Origin of the sequence: Vreelandella nanhaiensis, assembly GCF_003990185.1 — a bacterium.
GTDB classification, from domain to species: Bacteria; Pseudomonadota; Gammaproteobacteria; order Pseudomonadales; family Halomonadaceae; genus Vreelandella; species Vreelandella nanhaiensis.
Window position 1 is genome coordinate 199,547 of sequence record NZ_RZHF01000006.1, and the last position, 13,970, is coordinate 213,516.

At 54.6% G+C, this 13,970-nt stretch carries 14 protein-coding genes and 1 pseudogene; 10 read left to right on the forward strand and 5 right to left on the reverse strand.

What is annotated here, in order from left to right; all coding sequences use genetic code 11:
* Window position 1 precedes the first annotated feature (1 nt).
* Window positions 2-1,417 carry an APC family permease gene (locus ELY38_RS06220; protein ID WP_127060641.1) on the reverse strand — a complete coding sequence of 472 codons (1,416 nt, stop codon included), beginning with the start codon at window positions 1,415-1,417 and terminating at the stop codon, window positions 2-4.
* Between the two features lie 236 nt (window positions 1,418-1,653).
* Here ELY38_RS06220 and ELY38_RS06225 point away from each other — a divergent pair, with 236 nt between their 5' ends.
* From ELY38_RS06225 to ELY38_RS06255, 7 genes and pseudogenes are all read left to right on the forward strand, one after another.
* Window positions 1,654-3,069 (forward strand): aminotransferase-like domain-containing protein, encoded by a 1,416-nt coding sequence (locus ELY38_RS06225; RefSeq protein WP_127060642.1) that lies wholly within the window; start codon window positions 1,654-1,656, stop codon window positions 3,067-3,069.
* A gap of 72 nt (window positions 3,070-3,141) precedes the next feature.
* Window positions 3,142-3,822, forward strand: a complete 681-nt coding sequence (locus ELY38_RS06230; protein WP_222845110.1) for a transglycosylase SLT domain-containing protein — start codon at window positions 3,142-3,144, stop codon at window positions 3,820-3,822.
* Window positions 3,823-3,833: 11 nt separating this feature from the next.
* Entirely contained in the window at window positions 3,834-4,574 is a 741-nt protein-coding gene (locus ELY38_RS06235) for a sulfite exporter TauE/SafE family protein (RefSeq protein ID WP_127060644.1), read from the forward strand.
* Between the two features lie 133 nt (window positions 4,575-4,707).
* A complete protein-coding gene (locus tag ELY38_RS06240; RefSeq protein ID WP_127060645.1) occupies window positions 4,708-5,079 on the forward strand; it encodes a hypothetical protein in 372 nt (123 codons plus the stop codon).
* A 198-nt stretch (window positions 5,080-5,277) separates the two neighbouring features.
* Window positions 5,278-6,396: an alkene reductase gene (locus ELY38_RS06245; protein ID WP_127060646.1), complete on the forward strand. Its 1,119-nt coding sequence runs from the start codon at window positions 5,278-5,280 to the stop codon at window positions 6,394-6,396.
* Window positions 6,397-6,630: 234 nt separating this feature from the next.
* Window positions 6,631-6,705: pseudogene (locus tag ELY38_RS19325) on the forward strand (sensory protein TspO); the annotation flags it as partial.
* A 163-nt stretch (window positions 6,706-6,868) separates the two neighbouring features.
* Window positions 6,869-7,459, forward strand: a complete 591-nt coding sequence (locus ELY38_RS06255; protein WP_127060647.1) for a cell division protein ZipA C-terminal FtsZ-binding domain-containing protein — start codon at window positions 6,869-6,871, stop codon at window positions 7,457-7,459.
* 3 nt (window positions 7,460-7,462) lie between these two features.
* Here ELY38_RS06255 and ELY38_RS06260 read toward each other — a convergent pair whose 3' ends face one another.
* Entirely contained in the window at window positions 7,463-9,049 is a 1,587-nt protein-coding gene (locus ELY38_RS06260) for an ABC-F family ATPase (RefSeq protein ID WP_127060648.1), read from the reverse strand.
* A gap of 83 nt (window positions 9,050-9,132) precedes the next feature.
* Window positions 9,133-9,996, reverse strand: coding sequence for a sirohydrochlorin chelatase (locus ELY38_RS06265; protein ID WP_127060649.1), 864 nt, complete (start codon window positions 9,994-9,996; stop codon window positions 9,133-9,135).
* Between the two features lie 65 nt (window positions 9,997-10,061).
* Here ELY38_RS06265 and ELY38_RS06270 point away from each other — a divergent pair, with 65 nt between their 5' ends.
* A complete protein-coding gene (locus ELY38_RS06270) occupies window positions 10,062-10,622 on the forward strand; it encodes a gamma-glutamylcyclotransferase (protein ID WP_127060650.1) in 561 nt (186 codons plus the stop codon).
* Window positions 10,623-10,638: 16 nt separating this feature from the next.
* Here the strand turns inward: ELY38_RS06270 and ELY38_RS06275 are convergent, their stop codons facing one another.
* Together ELY38_RS06275 and ELY38_RS06280 are read right to left on the reverse strand one after the other, a co-directional pair.
* The gene (locus ELY38_RS06275) at window positions 10,639-11,166 is read right to left on the reverse strand and encodes an HPP family protein (protein WP_127060651.1); all 528 of its coding nucleotides are present in this window, start codon (window positions 11,164-11,166) and stop codon (window positions 10,639-10,641) included.
* A gap of 174 nt (window positions 11,167-11,340) precedes the next feature.
* Entirely contained in the window at window positions 11,341-11,634 is a 294-nt protein-coding gene (locus ELY38_RS06280) for a hypothetical protein (protein WP_127060652.1), read from the reverse strand.
* A gap of 194 nt (window positions 11,635-11,828) precedes the next feature.
* Here ELY38_RS06280 and ELY38_RS06285 point away from each other — a divergent pair, with 194 nt between their 5' ends.
* Window positions 11,829-12,755, forward strand: a complete 927-nt coding sequence (locus tag ELY38_RS06285; protein WP_127060653.1) for a LysR family transcriptional regulator — start codon at window positions 11,829-11,831, stop codon at window positions 12,753-12,755.
* A gap of 122 nt (window positions 12,756-12,877) precedes the next feature.
* Entirely contained in the window at window positions 12,878-13,912 is a 1,035-nt protein-coding gene (dctP, locus tag ELY38_RS06290) for a TRAP transporter substrate-binding protein DctP (protein ID WP_127060654.1), read from the forward strand.
* Window positions 13,913-13,970 lie beyond the last annotated feature (58 nt).

Below are 13,970 nucleotides of genomic sequence, written 5' to 3' on the forward strand. Positions count from 1 at the left end.
CTTACAGATCCGCCATCATGTGCTGGTCGCTATAGGCGCGGCCGTAGGTGCGCAGTGCGTGGATATAAAGTGCAATGCCCAGCACCGACCAACCGGCAAAGATGCTCCATTCCGCGGTACTTAGTGCTGCGGGGCTTCCCGGCAGGTAAAGGCAGGCCATACCAAAAGAGAGAACGATCGCCAGGGTGCCGCACAGCTTGCCGTGGCGAATGCGGAACGGACGGGGCATATCCGGTTCGCGCACGCGTAGCACCACAAATGAGATCGCTACAAACAGGTAGGCAATCACGATACCCAGACCACCGGCGTTAACGATCCACACCAACGCCGGGCGCCCAAAGAATGGCGCGATGCAGGAAAGAAAGCCCATCAGGAAGATAGCGTTGGTGGGCGTTTTATAGCGCGGATGCAGCTTGCCAAACGGGGCAGGTAACATGCCGGCTTTAGCCAAGGCATAAATGGCCCGCGAACCGCCAATGTAGAACGCATTCCAGCTGGTAATAATGCCTGCGATACCCGCCATGACCATCAGATTGCTGGCCCAGGAAGCGTTGAACAGCGCGCCCATGGCGTCCGGCACGCTCAAGGAACTCGCAGCAAGCTCGGTGCTGTTAAGTGCCAAGCTGGTGGCCAGAATGATCAGCGCGTACCACACTACCGCCAGAATGACCGAGAGCATCAACACCTTACCAATGGCCTTATAAGGCAGATTGATCTCTTCTGCGGCCTGGGGAATAACGTCAAAGCCCACAAACAGGAAAGGTACCATGACCAACACCGCAATGATCCCAGCCATGGTGCCGTTATCGCCATGGGCAAAAAGCGGCATCATGTTGATAGCTTCACCCTCAAACAGGGAACCTGTCACAAACATAACGCCGACCAGCAGAATCAGGCCGGTTACCACCTTTTGCAGCAGTGCCGCGGTGGTCACCCCAAAATAGTTGATCAGCATCATGACCAACGAGCCGCCTACACCTACGGCCACCCAGGTAGCTTTTACTTCCCAGCCGGCGATGGTCCACAGGTGCCCGACGGCGTAGTTAGGTGCCAAGTGTTCGATAACCGTAGGCAGTGCAACGGCTTCAAAAGCAACCACGCTCAAGTAGCCGAGAATGATCGCCCAGGTACATAAAAAGGAGGGTAAATGGCCCAGCGCGCGGTAGCTGTAGACGTGCTCACCGCCTACCTTGGGCATGGCGGAGGCGAGTTCGGCGTAAGTAAGGCCCACCATTACAATGGCTAAACCGCCCACAATAAAGGCTAGAATAGCGCCCAGGCTGCCAGCGGATTGGATGGCAGTTCCGGTAAGTACGATCCAGCCCCAGCCGATCATGGCCCCAAACGCGAGGGCGAGTACATCGCCACGGGCCAGTACCCGGACGAGTTTATCTTGTTCAGAGGAGGGAGTGCTCATGGCAAAGTATCCTGCAGGTTATTGGATGTTGTCATTGGCGCTCTATGGCGCAGTATCCTTATCCCTTTATAGGGCATTTAGACACGCTAGCAGGCTGAAGGTAGAACGCGTATGCACCACTTTCCTGTTTAACTAGACCACTTTTTCAATGCACCAATGTTGTGCGAACAATGTATTGATAATTGCCTGACAGTTCGCGCTGTTAGCACCTTCAGTTAAGTAAAAGGGAGCTTTGCATGAACCGTGAGCTGGTTTTGCACCAACTTGGACATCTTTATGCACTCCAACCTGAACGGCTAAGCAAGCAGGTCCGTATTGAACAAGCACTGCGTTCTGCCATTACTCAGCAGTGGCCCGTCGGGCTACGCTTGCCTTCTCATCGAGTATTGGCACAAGCACTAGGAGTAGCACGCCAGACCTTGGCGCTGGCGATTAGCACACTGCTTGAAGAAGGCTTGCTTAAAACGGCGCATGGCCAAGGCACCTGGACCAGCAAACCTTCCATCACCCCCGCCCCACCTTATAACCGTCCGCTTTCCAAACGCGCACAGAAAGTATTGCAAGGGCCAGGTGCCAGCCTGATTCAGAGCGGGGCCTTTGTACCGGGCATTCCAGATATCGCCCAGTTTCCGATGCGTAAATGGCGACAGCTTTATGCCAGCGTGACAGTGCCGCAAAACGCGCTGCTGCTCTCCTACTCGACCGGCGGCTATGGGCCATTAAAGCGAGCCATACGCGATTTTCTTGAGCGTTGGCGCAATATCCGCTGCGATACCGAGCAGATCATCATTACCGATGGCACCCATAACGGCCTTGAGCTTTGCGCCATGGCACTTGCGGATGTAGGCGATACGGTTGCCATGGAGTCGCCCTGCTACTGGGGCGCGCGCAATGTATTTACCGCCACGGGGATGAACATTGAGATGTTGCCTTGGCACCCCGATCACGGCCATACCTTGCCCGCCTCATCAGCCCCCGTTCAGTTGGCGTATCTGACCGGCTCCCACCACTACCCGCTCAGCGTACCCACCCGCCTTCATGATAAGCAGCGCCTGTGCGATGCCCTGGCGCCTGCCTACATTGTTGAAGATGACTACGAGTTCAACCGCAATGACCATTCGAATCTGCTGTTTGATCCAGAATCCGGACATCACTTACTGGTCGGCTCTTTTTCCAAGATGATGTTCCCCGGACTGCGATTGGGGTACCTGGTGGTGCCCCGCCAACTATCCGGGCCCATCAACCGACTGCGCAGCGAGCTGTTTCGTGAGGGGCGCATGCTGGACCAGGCCGTGCTTGCACAATTTATTTTCGACGGTGACCTTGATGCCTGGTGCCGACGTATTCAGCGAGACTACCTAGGCCGTCAACAGGTGATGCATGACCAGCTGCGTGCCCTTCCCTTTGTAAAGCGCATCTCGCCGCCAAGCAGTGCCATTAGCCTGTGCATCGAATTTGCGCCACACATCAACGATGTTCAACTTGCCCAGGCGCTACTTAAAGAGCACTTGATCGTACGCCCGCTAAGTCCGGTATGTGCAGAACATGACCCGCGCTCGGGCCTGGTAATGGGGGTAGGTATGCTTTCCGGTGAGACGCTGGCCCGTGAGGCTCAGCGGCTACGCCGCTGCCTTGAAAACCTGTTACGCTAGCGGTCAACAAGAAACTGATTTTACTCGGTATAAAATATCGGTGACGGCACTTTTATCCACAAGGAACTCGTCATGCTTTGCCCTGTTGATAGTTTTCCCACGAGATACTTGTCGTGGTTTATGACACTGCGTACGTGGGGGTTAATCAGCGCTGTCCTATTACTCTCAGGGTGCGCCACTTTTGCCCCTAACCCACCTCAGGATCAAAGCAATATTTGCGAAATTTTCCGTGAACAGCCCACCTGGTACGACTACGCACGGGATTCTCAAAAAAAGTGGGGTACGCCGATTGCCACGCAAATGGCGTTTATTCAGCAGGAATCCTCCTTTAGAAGCCATATCCGCCCGGATCGTAAGTACTATCTAGGCTTTATCCCTGGCCCCCGCCCCTCTTCGGCAAAAGGTTATGCCCAGGCGCAGGACCCCGTATGGGGAGAATATCGTGATCAGGCGGGCAGTTTTTTTGCCAGGCGCACCAGCATGAAACACGCCACCGATTTTATCGGCTGGTATAACTCTCGCTCCCAGCAGCAGGCCGGCATTTCGTTAACCAACCCCGAGCATCTCTACTACGCCTACCACGAAGGCGCTGGCGGATACCGGCGCGGCACGTACCGGAATAAGCCCCATGTGATAAACGCAGCGAGACAAATAGCCGCTCGCTCGAACCGCTATCAAGCCCAGCTCAATGCCTGTGAAGCCGAATTTCAATGCCGCCGTTTCTATCAGGTATGGCCCTTTTGTCGTAGCTAAGAAGTCCTAACATGTCACTACTCATCGGTTCAGCGTTTGTCTTTATTGTCTTTTTGACTTCTATGCTTTCAGGCATCTTTGGGATGGCAGGCGGTCTGGTGCTGCTGTGGTTTCTGCTTCTGCTATTTCCGGCAGGCACTGCCATGGCCGTGCATGGGGTTATCCAGCTCACCGCCAACGGGTCGCGCGCGTGGCTGTCGCGGCGGTTTATTGTCTGGCGGATCGTTGCATTTATGACGTTGGGCGTGCTGAGTGCGGCAGGGCTACTACTACTGTTCAATTACAGCCCCAATGCGGCCACCGTCTCGATCCTGATTGGCCTGATGCCGATTTTGGTGTGGATGCCCAAGCGCTGGTTTCATCTTGATGCTAATCGCAAAAGCCACGCGCTGTGCTGCGGTATGGCTTCTGGCGGGCTAACCATTGCCGCTGGTGTATCCGGACCACTGATCGATATCTTTTTTGTACGCTCGCAAATGGACCGCCGGCAGGTCGTGGCCACCAAGGCGATGATCCAAGTGGTTGCCCATAGCATTAAAATTCTTTTCTACCTGGGCGCAGCACTTTCGCTTAGCACTGGAGAGTGGGGCATGGTACTGCTGGCAGCCCCCTTTGCCATTTTGGGTACCCAAACCGGTACGCGTATTTTACACCGCCTGACCGATGCCAATTTTCGTACCTGGACGCGCTGGATCGTTACGGGCATTGGGGTTTTCTATTTCATACAAGGGATAGTACTGCTTATCTATTGAGGGTTGCTTTCTTGGCTTTTGATGTGCGTAAACATCCATAGCTTTTCTATTGACACTGCGATTGGCCGAGGCTATCGTCACAAAGATGGTAATGAGAACCAATTTCTTTTAGTGACAATCAGCAGGATAGCCAATGACCAGTGAGCAGCGGCAGCTTCGCCAGACTCTTGTGTTTCTGCGAACCTCGTTTGAAGCGGTTCAGCACTCCATTGCTGTCCGCCGGGACGACCCGCTGCCCTGCTGGCTGGATACCACGATGCTTTCAATGCTTGCGCGCGAGTTAAACCGTTGCAGCCAAGAGGCCAAGCCGCTGTTAACCCCTCAGGCAGCTGAGCAGATATTCCTGGCTTCCCAACAATGCGAGCTGCTCCTTAAACAGTGCCCTGGCGTTCTCAGCAGCGCTGTCTGCTATCGCCAGCTAGCCGCTATCATGTTGCCGCTTACCAGCGCCATTGGACAAGTCGATACCCCTGCCAGACGGCGCTGGCCCTGGCAACGTGAATAAATGGTCTTCCATGCACTACCTGCCCCCGCCTTGTTTTCCAGGTGGGGTTTTAGTTTGCGCCTAGCGGTCTCATAGAAACCGATAAAGAGAAACACTGCTTATACTGTGACGGTTGATACTCAGTTGGTTGGCGCATAGTAGTAAACTGGTCTATTCTCCACTTCATCGTGATCCAATCGCATAAGAGGAGTTAGCTGAATGGCATTTGAAACGCTTTTTCAATCGCTGGAACTGGGCAGCCTGTCTATTCCTAACCGCATTATCATGGCGCCGCTGACCCGCTCGCGCACCCCGGACAGCGTGCCAGGTAAAATGCAAGAGGCCTACTATGGGCAACGCGCAGGTGCTGGGCTGATCATCAGCGAAGCGACCAATATTTCACCCACCGCTCGCGGTTATGTGTATACACCAGGTATCTGGACCGATGAGCAGGAAGCTGGCTGGCAAGGCGTCGTGAATGCGGTTCACGCCAAGGGCGGGCGTATTGCCCTGCAGCTATGGCACGTTGGGCGCGTTTCCCATGAAATGGTTCAACCCAATGGTGAACAGCCGGTCGCACCCAGCGCGCTGAAGGGCGAAGGTGCCCAATGTTTTGTCGAGTTTGAAGACGGCACGGCAGGCCAGCACCCTACCAGCACGCCCCGCGCGCTTGAAACCGATGAGATTCCCGGCATCGTGGACGACTATCGCCAGGCCGCCATCCGCGCCAAGCGTGCCGGTTTCGATATGGTGGAAGTGCACGCTGCCAACGCTTATCTGCTCAACCAGTTTTTGGCAACGGGCACCAACCAGCGCACCGACCAATACGGTGGGTCAATCGAGAATCGTGCCCGCTTCCCGCTGGAAGTAGTTGATGCCGTTATCGAGGTATTTGGCGCCGACCGCGTGGGTATTCGCATGACGCCCTTTATCGAACTGTTCGGCTTGACCGATGATGAGCCGAAAGAGATGGCCTTCTACATGGCGGAGCAGCTTTCCAAGCGCGGCCTTGCCTACCTGCATCTGAACGAGCCCAATTGGGCCGGTGGCGACATTCAATTCCCCAACGGTTTCCGCGAGCAGATGCGCGAGCGCTTTAACGGCTGCCTGATCTACTGCGGTAACTACGATGCCGAGCATGCCGAGGCCCGTATCAAGGATAAGACAGCGGACGTTATCGCCTTTGGCCGCCCGTATATCGCTAATCCGGACCTGGCCGAGCGTTTTCGCGTCAACGCGTCGCTCAACGAACCCAACCATGACACCTTCTACGGCGGTGATGAAAAGGGCTACACCGACTATCCGTTCATGGATAACGGGTATGACCGCATGGGCTAAGCCTAGCTGCCGTTTGGCAGTTTACTGATCGAAAAGCACTACTCCGGTAGTGCTTTTTTTGTGCTTTGATAAAAGTAAAGACTGGTAGCCTAGTACGTTGCAAAATGCAGAGATGGTAGGTTGCATTCACCAGTAGCGTTTTTAATTTCGCTGGGCCTTATCGGGCTTGCAGCCAGCACGGGCATGAAATTTCGCCCGAAAAAAAGGTACTGCAACCTATAAAAGCCTTTTTGGACTCCATCAGATATCGCGTTTCCCATCGCCTGGAGCTTATTGTATCTGCTGATGGCAATAGCGGCATGCTCCTAGCTATTCTCGGCCGTCGGCAGATAGGCATTACGTTGGCCGATATCGTGCCAGGTAAACGCTCTCGCTGTTGGTGCCTTACTGGCTGTGGGTGCCGCTGGCATCGAAAGCGGTAGCTCTACGGTAAAGTAACACTGAGTCAAGAATTAAAAAGGATTTTAAGAATATGGATCGTACGACTGCCATTTTAATGTTGGCATTAATATCGTTGGTATTCGGGGGATTAGCGACAGCAATATTCGTCTACATCATTATTCCATGGCGACGGCGGCGAGCAAAAAATAGAGCGGCTAAATTAGCGCCGCTATCTGCCAGTGTTGTTGAGCCACCCATCGAGACGCCTGTAACAACCCCACCTGCCGCCAAGGTTTCCCAGCACTCTTTATTTATCATTTTTGCTGAACCGGGGCAGGCCACCGAGCAAACGCTTACTCAGTGGCTTCAAAAGATCAAGGCCGACTACGATCCGCTTAAAAAAGTGTTTCTGGTGGCGGGCCAACAGCCTGCTAACCCGATTACGATTGCCAACGCTTTCCTGCCTGGCGAGCTCCCCGATCTGTACAGAAACGAAAGCGCCGATGAAGAAATCAAAGGCATCAGCCTGATCGTCAAACCGCCCCTACACAAACGCCGCAATCAACAGATGATTGCCTTTGTGGCACTTGCCAAAGAGGCGGCAACGCTATTTAACGCCGACGTGCTGGATACCCAGCATCAAAATGCCACGGAAGACACCTACACCCAGATTATCGGCTGAGTGTTACGCCACCCCTTGGCTGCGCAGATAGTCATCGTAACTGCCGCTGAAATCGACAATGCCGTCAGGCTGCATATCAATGATGCGTGTGGCCAGACTGGAGACAAACTCGCGGTCGTGGCTGACAAACAGCAGCGTGCCCGGGTAATTTTCCAGCGCCAGGTTAAGCGCCTCAATGGATTCCATATCCAAGTGGTTAGTTGGCTCGTCCATCAGCAGCACGTTGGGGTTAGTGAGCGTTAACTTACCGAATAACATACGCCCCTGCTCGCCTCCGGAAATCACTTTGACTGATTTACCGATGTCGTCACTTGAGAACAGCATTCGGCCAAGCGCTCCACGCACCACCTGCTCGCCTCCCTGGGTCCACTGCGCCATCCACTCGAACAGCGTGGCATCAACGGCAAAGTCGTCGGCATGATCCTGGGCAAACACGCCAAGCTCGGCCGCGTCGGTCCATTTCACTTCGCCTTTATCCGGGCGTAGATCACCCGCCAGCGTTTTCAGCAGGGTCGTCTTGCCGATGCCGTTGGGGCCGATGATGGCGATACGCTCACCGGCTTCAACCGTCATGGAAAACCGCTCGAACAGCGGCGCGCCGTCGTAGCCCTTGGTAATGGCATCAACATTCACCGCGTTACGGTGAATCTTCTTGTTTTGATCAAAGCGGATAAACGGGCTAACACGACTTGAGGGCTTAATGTCTTCAAGCTTGATCTTGTCGATCTGGCGCGCACGCGAAGTCGCCTGCTTGGCTTTCGAGGCGTTTGCCGAGAAACGGCTGACAAATTGCTGGAGCTCGGCAATCTGGGCTTTTTTCTTGGCGTTATCGGCATGCTGACGCTCACGTGCAGCGGTAGCCGCCGTCATGTAGTCGTCATAGTTACCCGGGAACAGAGTAATCTCGCCGTAGTCCAGATCCGCCATGTGGGTGCACACGCTGTTCAGGAAGTGGCGGTCGTGGGAAATGATGATCATGGTGCTGCTGCGCGCGGTCAGGATATCTTCAAGCCAGCGGATGGTGTTGATATCCAGGTGGTTGGTCGGCTCGTCGAGCAGCAGTACATCAGGGTCGGAAAACAGCGCCTGGGCCAAGAGCACACGCAGTTTCCAGCCTGGGGCCACTTCACTCATCGGCCCGGTATGCTGCTCGATGGGAATGCCCAGACCCAGCAGAAGCTCACCCGCGCGGGATTCGGCGGTATAGCCATCGAGTTCGGCAAAGCGTACTTCAAGGTCAGCGACCGCCATGCCGTCCTCTTCGCTCATTTCCGGCAAGCTATAGATGCGTTCGCGCTCAGCGGCCACCTTCCAAAGCTCGGTATTGCCCATGATCACAGTGTCGATTACTCGCTCATTTTCATAAGCGAACTGATCCTGACGCAGCTTCCCCAGCCGCGTGCTACTATCCAGCATGACCTGACCCGATGACGGCTCAAGCTCGCCGCCCAGAATCTTCATAAAGGTCGATTTGCCGCAACCGTTGGCGCCAATCAGACCGTAGCGATTGCCGTTATTGAATTTGACGGAAACGTTTTCAAACAGGGGCTTGGCCCCGAACTGCATGGTGATATTGGCGGTTGCGATCAAGATGTGGGCCCTGGTTAGCGTATAAAGTGCGCGTGCAAAGGCCCGCGATTCTACGCGCTCTTGAGCGTTGTTACACCTATCGCCTAGCGTTGCGCATCGCCGGATGCTGGCAGGTCGAGTAGAAAGCGTTCGTCATCAATCGCTTGGCGTAGCCGGGAATGCAAGATATCAACGACCCCGTCGTGTTCGCCGACGAGTTTCGTGGTTATTACTTTAAGAGTTGAATGGCGCTTTTCCGCCGCGCGGCAAATCCCATCGATATCACCGCCTTCGCCTGCGTGGCGGCCTGGTGAGAGAAACAGCATGGCCAACACCACCGGCCCAGCATAAAACTCTGGATTACCCAGCAGATTTTCCAACAGCGGCTCGTTAAAGCGGTATTCATCGCCCTCACGACGCTCCATGGATGCCGCTGCTACACAGACGACCTCCTCTTCCAGCAGAACACTCAACTGCCCGGCCAGCCGATTGCGAACGGCCGTTACTTCGGGGATGGGGCTGCCGTGGTCCACCAGGGCAACGCGAGGCCGCTCACCGGTGAGCTGCTCGCGTACATTATCGGCCAACAGGCGGGCAAGGCGCAGGTCGTTCCCCCCCAGCTCGTCTACCAGGGGCTGAGCTACACGCACGTTAACGCCTGGAAATTTTGCCTGCAGTGCAACCATCCGTTCGGGTAGGTAGCCGGTCAAGGCTTTGCTCGGGCCAAAAAAGAATGGCACCACGATAATCTCGGTGGCCCCTTGCTCAGCGCTGCGCTCAGCAGCAGGGCCAAAGGTCAGCGCGGGTGTACCCTCAAGCTGGTCAGCGGGGATTTTATTGGAGTGGAGTAGTGACGCAGCCTGTACCATTTCACCTGTTTGCTGGCTGAGCGCGGCCGCCACTCGACGTAAATTTAGCGTGGCCGCCGGACGTAATGAGCCGTTATCGACGAGAAAAATAGCGCGCATGATCGCTCCAGAAGAGTATGCCTTAGCATGTTACCATGGCCTTTTAAGCCACATTTGCCTTGCCCATGTTGATTGATACCACGGCCATTAACCAGCAGCGTAACCACTTCGATGATAGCGCCGATATCTGGGTCTTCGGGTACGGATCACTGATCTGGAAAGCGGATTTTGCGTATCTGGAAAGGCGCAGCGCCTACATTACCGGCTGGGAGCGCCGTTTTTGGCAGGGCTCTCACGACCATCGCGGCACGCTAAGCGCCCCAGGCCGGGTGGTCACGCTTACGCCCGTGGAGGGCGCCATTTGCCACGGCATGGCCTACCGCATTACCCCCGATACTCTCGCCCCGCTGGACCATCGCGAGAAAAATGGCTACCTGCGTGAAATCACACCCATGCACTTTGCCGACGGCAGCCAAGCGCAAGGGCTTGTCTATATGGCAACCGAAGATAACCCAGCCTTTTTAGGCCCGGCTCCCCTTGACGCTATGGCTCTCCAGATTGCCAGTGCCGTTGGGCCTAGCGGCCCGAACCGCGATTATCTGACCAATCTGGCGAGCGCGCTGCGTGATCTGCAGGTCGACGATGCGCATATCTTTGCTTTGGAACAGCAGCTACATCGCCTTTAAACATGCTGGCGGAGTGTCACCAGTAGCGTGGGTAGCGACGGTGCCGTGCCAGGTTGTTGACCAGAATGGCGATTATCAGCATGACCACGCAGCCCATGCCAATAGGCAATAGCGGATACCACCATCCCAATTGATGCACGCTAGTCCCGCCGCCTACAGCAATCAAGGCTGCCGCCGCGCCCGGTGGGTGTACTGTATGCGTGAGCTGCATCACCAGAATTGACAGAGAAACCGAAAGCGCCATGGAAATCGGTGTTGCCCCCAAAAGCTGGTAGCAGCCTACGCCTATGCAAGCCGACAGCACGCTGCCAAACAGTACATGGCTGGGTTGGGCAAATGGGCTTTCAGGGGCGGCATAAATAAGGACGGACGTTGCCCCAAATGAGCCCACAATCAGTAGCTGCTGGGAAAGCCAGAAGGCGCTTAACCAGCAGATGACCGCCATGCCGGTAAAAGCACCCACCCAGGACCACACGGCATCTTGCCAGCCTACCCTGTTACGCTGGATCGACTCGCCACGCATTTTGCCAAGATAAGTCTTCATCTCGTTCACTTTGCACTAAAGAAGTGCAAAAGAATGGCAAATTGCACCAAATAGGCAAATGATAAATGGTCATAGCGTTATGAATTGGGTTCACGCCTCAGCTACAGGCGTGAATTAACACTATAAATACAATTACTTAGCACGCTTAATTATATGCCGCTATTGATAGACTGATTACATAATTAGCCAGGAAAGGATAAATAGCGCCAGCACAATTCGGAAAATAGCCCCGAACAGCGCCCCACGTAGTAGTGCTTTTACACCTCCCCACAACAAGCAAAGCCCGATAACCAGCACCAAGATACTGAAAAAAGAAGCATTGATCCCCAGCGAGCGGCTTAACCCATCGACAAATTCCTCCAATGCGCCGAAGAAGTTGGTAAAAATGGCCAGCAGAAACTCGACCATCGTACGAATTACATCGCCAATAGTGGCCCCTACCGTGTCAAAAAATCCATTTGTCTGCATGCAAGGCCCTCAGCTCGACAGTCGTGTGGTTTTGCATTGTCGGCTAAAACACAGCGGTGGGCAAAGCAAATGCTCGGTGCTCTCTTTGCCTACTGGCATCACGTTTTTCTACGCTGTTTGCGCTTTTGACTTGCGTGGTATTTGATAAGCTGCTTGGCATATCATTAAATATTTTCCTTTATGGCCATCAGCTTATGCTCAACCAGCGCGCTTTGACGTATCTTAACGAAGTGCTCCGGCGTGGATCGCTGCGTCGGGCGGCGGCACATCTGGATGTCGATGCTTCAGCCCTTAGCCGCCAGATCAAAGCGCTGGAGGAGGAACTGAACATAAAGTTGTGTGAGCGCCACGGGGGTGGCATGCGCGCCACTCAGGCCGGGCAGCTTCTGGTCCACCACTTTCATACCCAGCGGGCTCAGGAAGAGGCCGTGCTGTCGCAGTTGATGGAGCTTCAGGGGCTGGCGCGCGGAGATGTGCGGATCGCCGTGGGCGAAGGGTTTATCGCCGACTTGATCGCCAAACCTTTAGGCGATTTCATGTCGACGTTCAGTGGTATCAACGTTGAGATTCGCATGGCCGGCGTTAACGAAGCCATATCCTTGCTGAAAGACCGTGAGGTAGAACTGGGGCTACTTTATGCGCCGCCCGTTGATCCCGCGCTCGTTTGCCACGTTGAGACCTGCCAGCCGCTGGATCTGATTGTTCCTCCCGGTCATCCCTTATGTGCGCTACACCGTCCCATCAACTTGAACGATTTACGCATCTGGCCGCTCGGCCTGATGGATAACCCCTTTGGCATGCGTCAAATGGTCAATATGGTGGCTCAACACGAGCGCATTCATCTTGAGGCGCGCCTTCATACCAACTCAGTGGCCGTGCTGAAGAATTTTGTGCGCTCAGGGATTGGCGTCACCTTTATGCCCGAGCTCACTATCATCGATGAAATCGAACGCCAGGAAATTACCACGCTACCGATGAAGTATTCGCTAATGAATAGCGCACGGGCGCAAATTGTCAGCCTTAAAAGCCAGGAGCTTACCGTAGCTGCCCACGCCTGCGTTGAGTACTTGCACCAAGGGATGCGTTTCTTTTCTGCCAACGCGCCACGCCTGTTGTCGTAAATGCAATGCTTTAGGTATTGCATAGTCAACACCTCAATGCATAGTCTCCTAATGTAATGATAAAAACCATGAGCAGGTGTGCCTTAAAACTGCCCTTTAGAAAAATAAGTCAGGAGATCTTCATGTTATCGTCTCGTTTTATGCCCAAATTACTTACCGGTGCCTGTCTGGTTGGTTCTGCCCTGGTGGCGGGCAGCGCCTTCGCTGCAACCACCATCAATTTGAGCTACAACGGTGCACCGGACGCAGAAAAGAACGCAGTCCACGTGTTTGCCACGAACTTAAAAGAGCTGGTTGCCGAAAAGACGGATAACGAAATCGAGTTACGTCTTTTCCCCAACAGCATGCTGGGCAGCGAAGAAGACCGCATGGAACAGACCATGAACACGCCCATGCTCAATGTGGCCTCGTTCGCGGGCGTTTCTCCACTGGTTGCAGAGCTGTTCGTAAGCGCCATTCCGTTTCTGTTTGAAGACTTCGATACAGCGCGCACCTTCTTTGATGAAGGCAAGTACTGGCAGGAACTGAGTAATACGCTAAAAGAGCGTGCCGGTGTTGAGATGTTGGCGGTCGTTGAAGAAGGCGGCTTTTTAGCCTTTACCAATAATGAGCGCCCCATCAGCCATCCCGATGATTTTGAAGGCCTGCGCTTTCGGGCGATGGACCCAAGCCAGGTAGCGCTATATGAATCCTTCGGTGCGTCCGGCACGCCCATTCCTTGGACCGAAACCTACATGGCTCTACGTACCGGCGTTGCCAACGGCCAGATGAACCCGCCGATGTATATCGTTCTGGGCAGCCTATATGAAGTGCAGAAGTACCTCACGCTTGCCAATATCCAATACTCCAACCAGTTCCTGGTAGGCAATAGCGAGATGATTGCAAGCTGGGATGATGAGCTTCGCGACGCGTTTATGGAAGCGGTTGCCGAGGCCAACCAAAATGCCCGTGAAACCAACGAATCTCAGGTAGAGTCGCGTATTGACTACCTGGAAGCGCAGGGTATGGAAGTTATTCGCCCCTCCCACGATGAGCTGGAAGCGTTTCGCAGCATTGGTCAACCCGCCTACCTTGAGTGGCTGGCCGAGCGCGGTATCGAGCAGAAATGGATTGATATGGCGCTTGACGATGCTGGCGTGGAAGAGCTGGCTCACTAATCAGCCCCTGATTGATGCGCCATCATTAGGGCCGATTAACGTCGGCCCTTGCCATTCG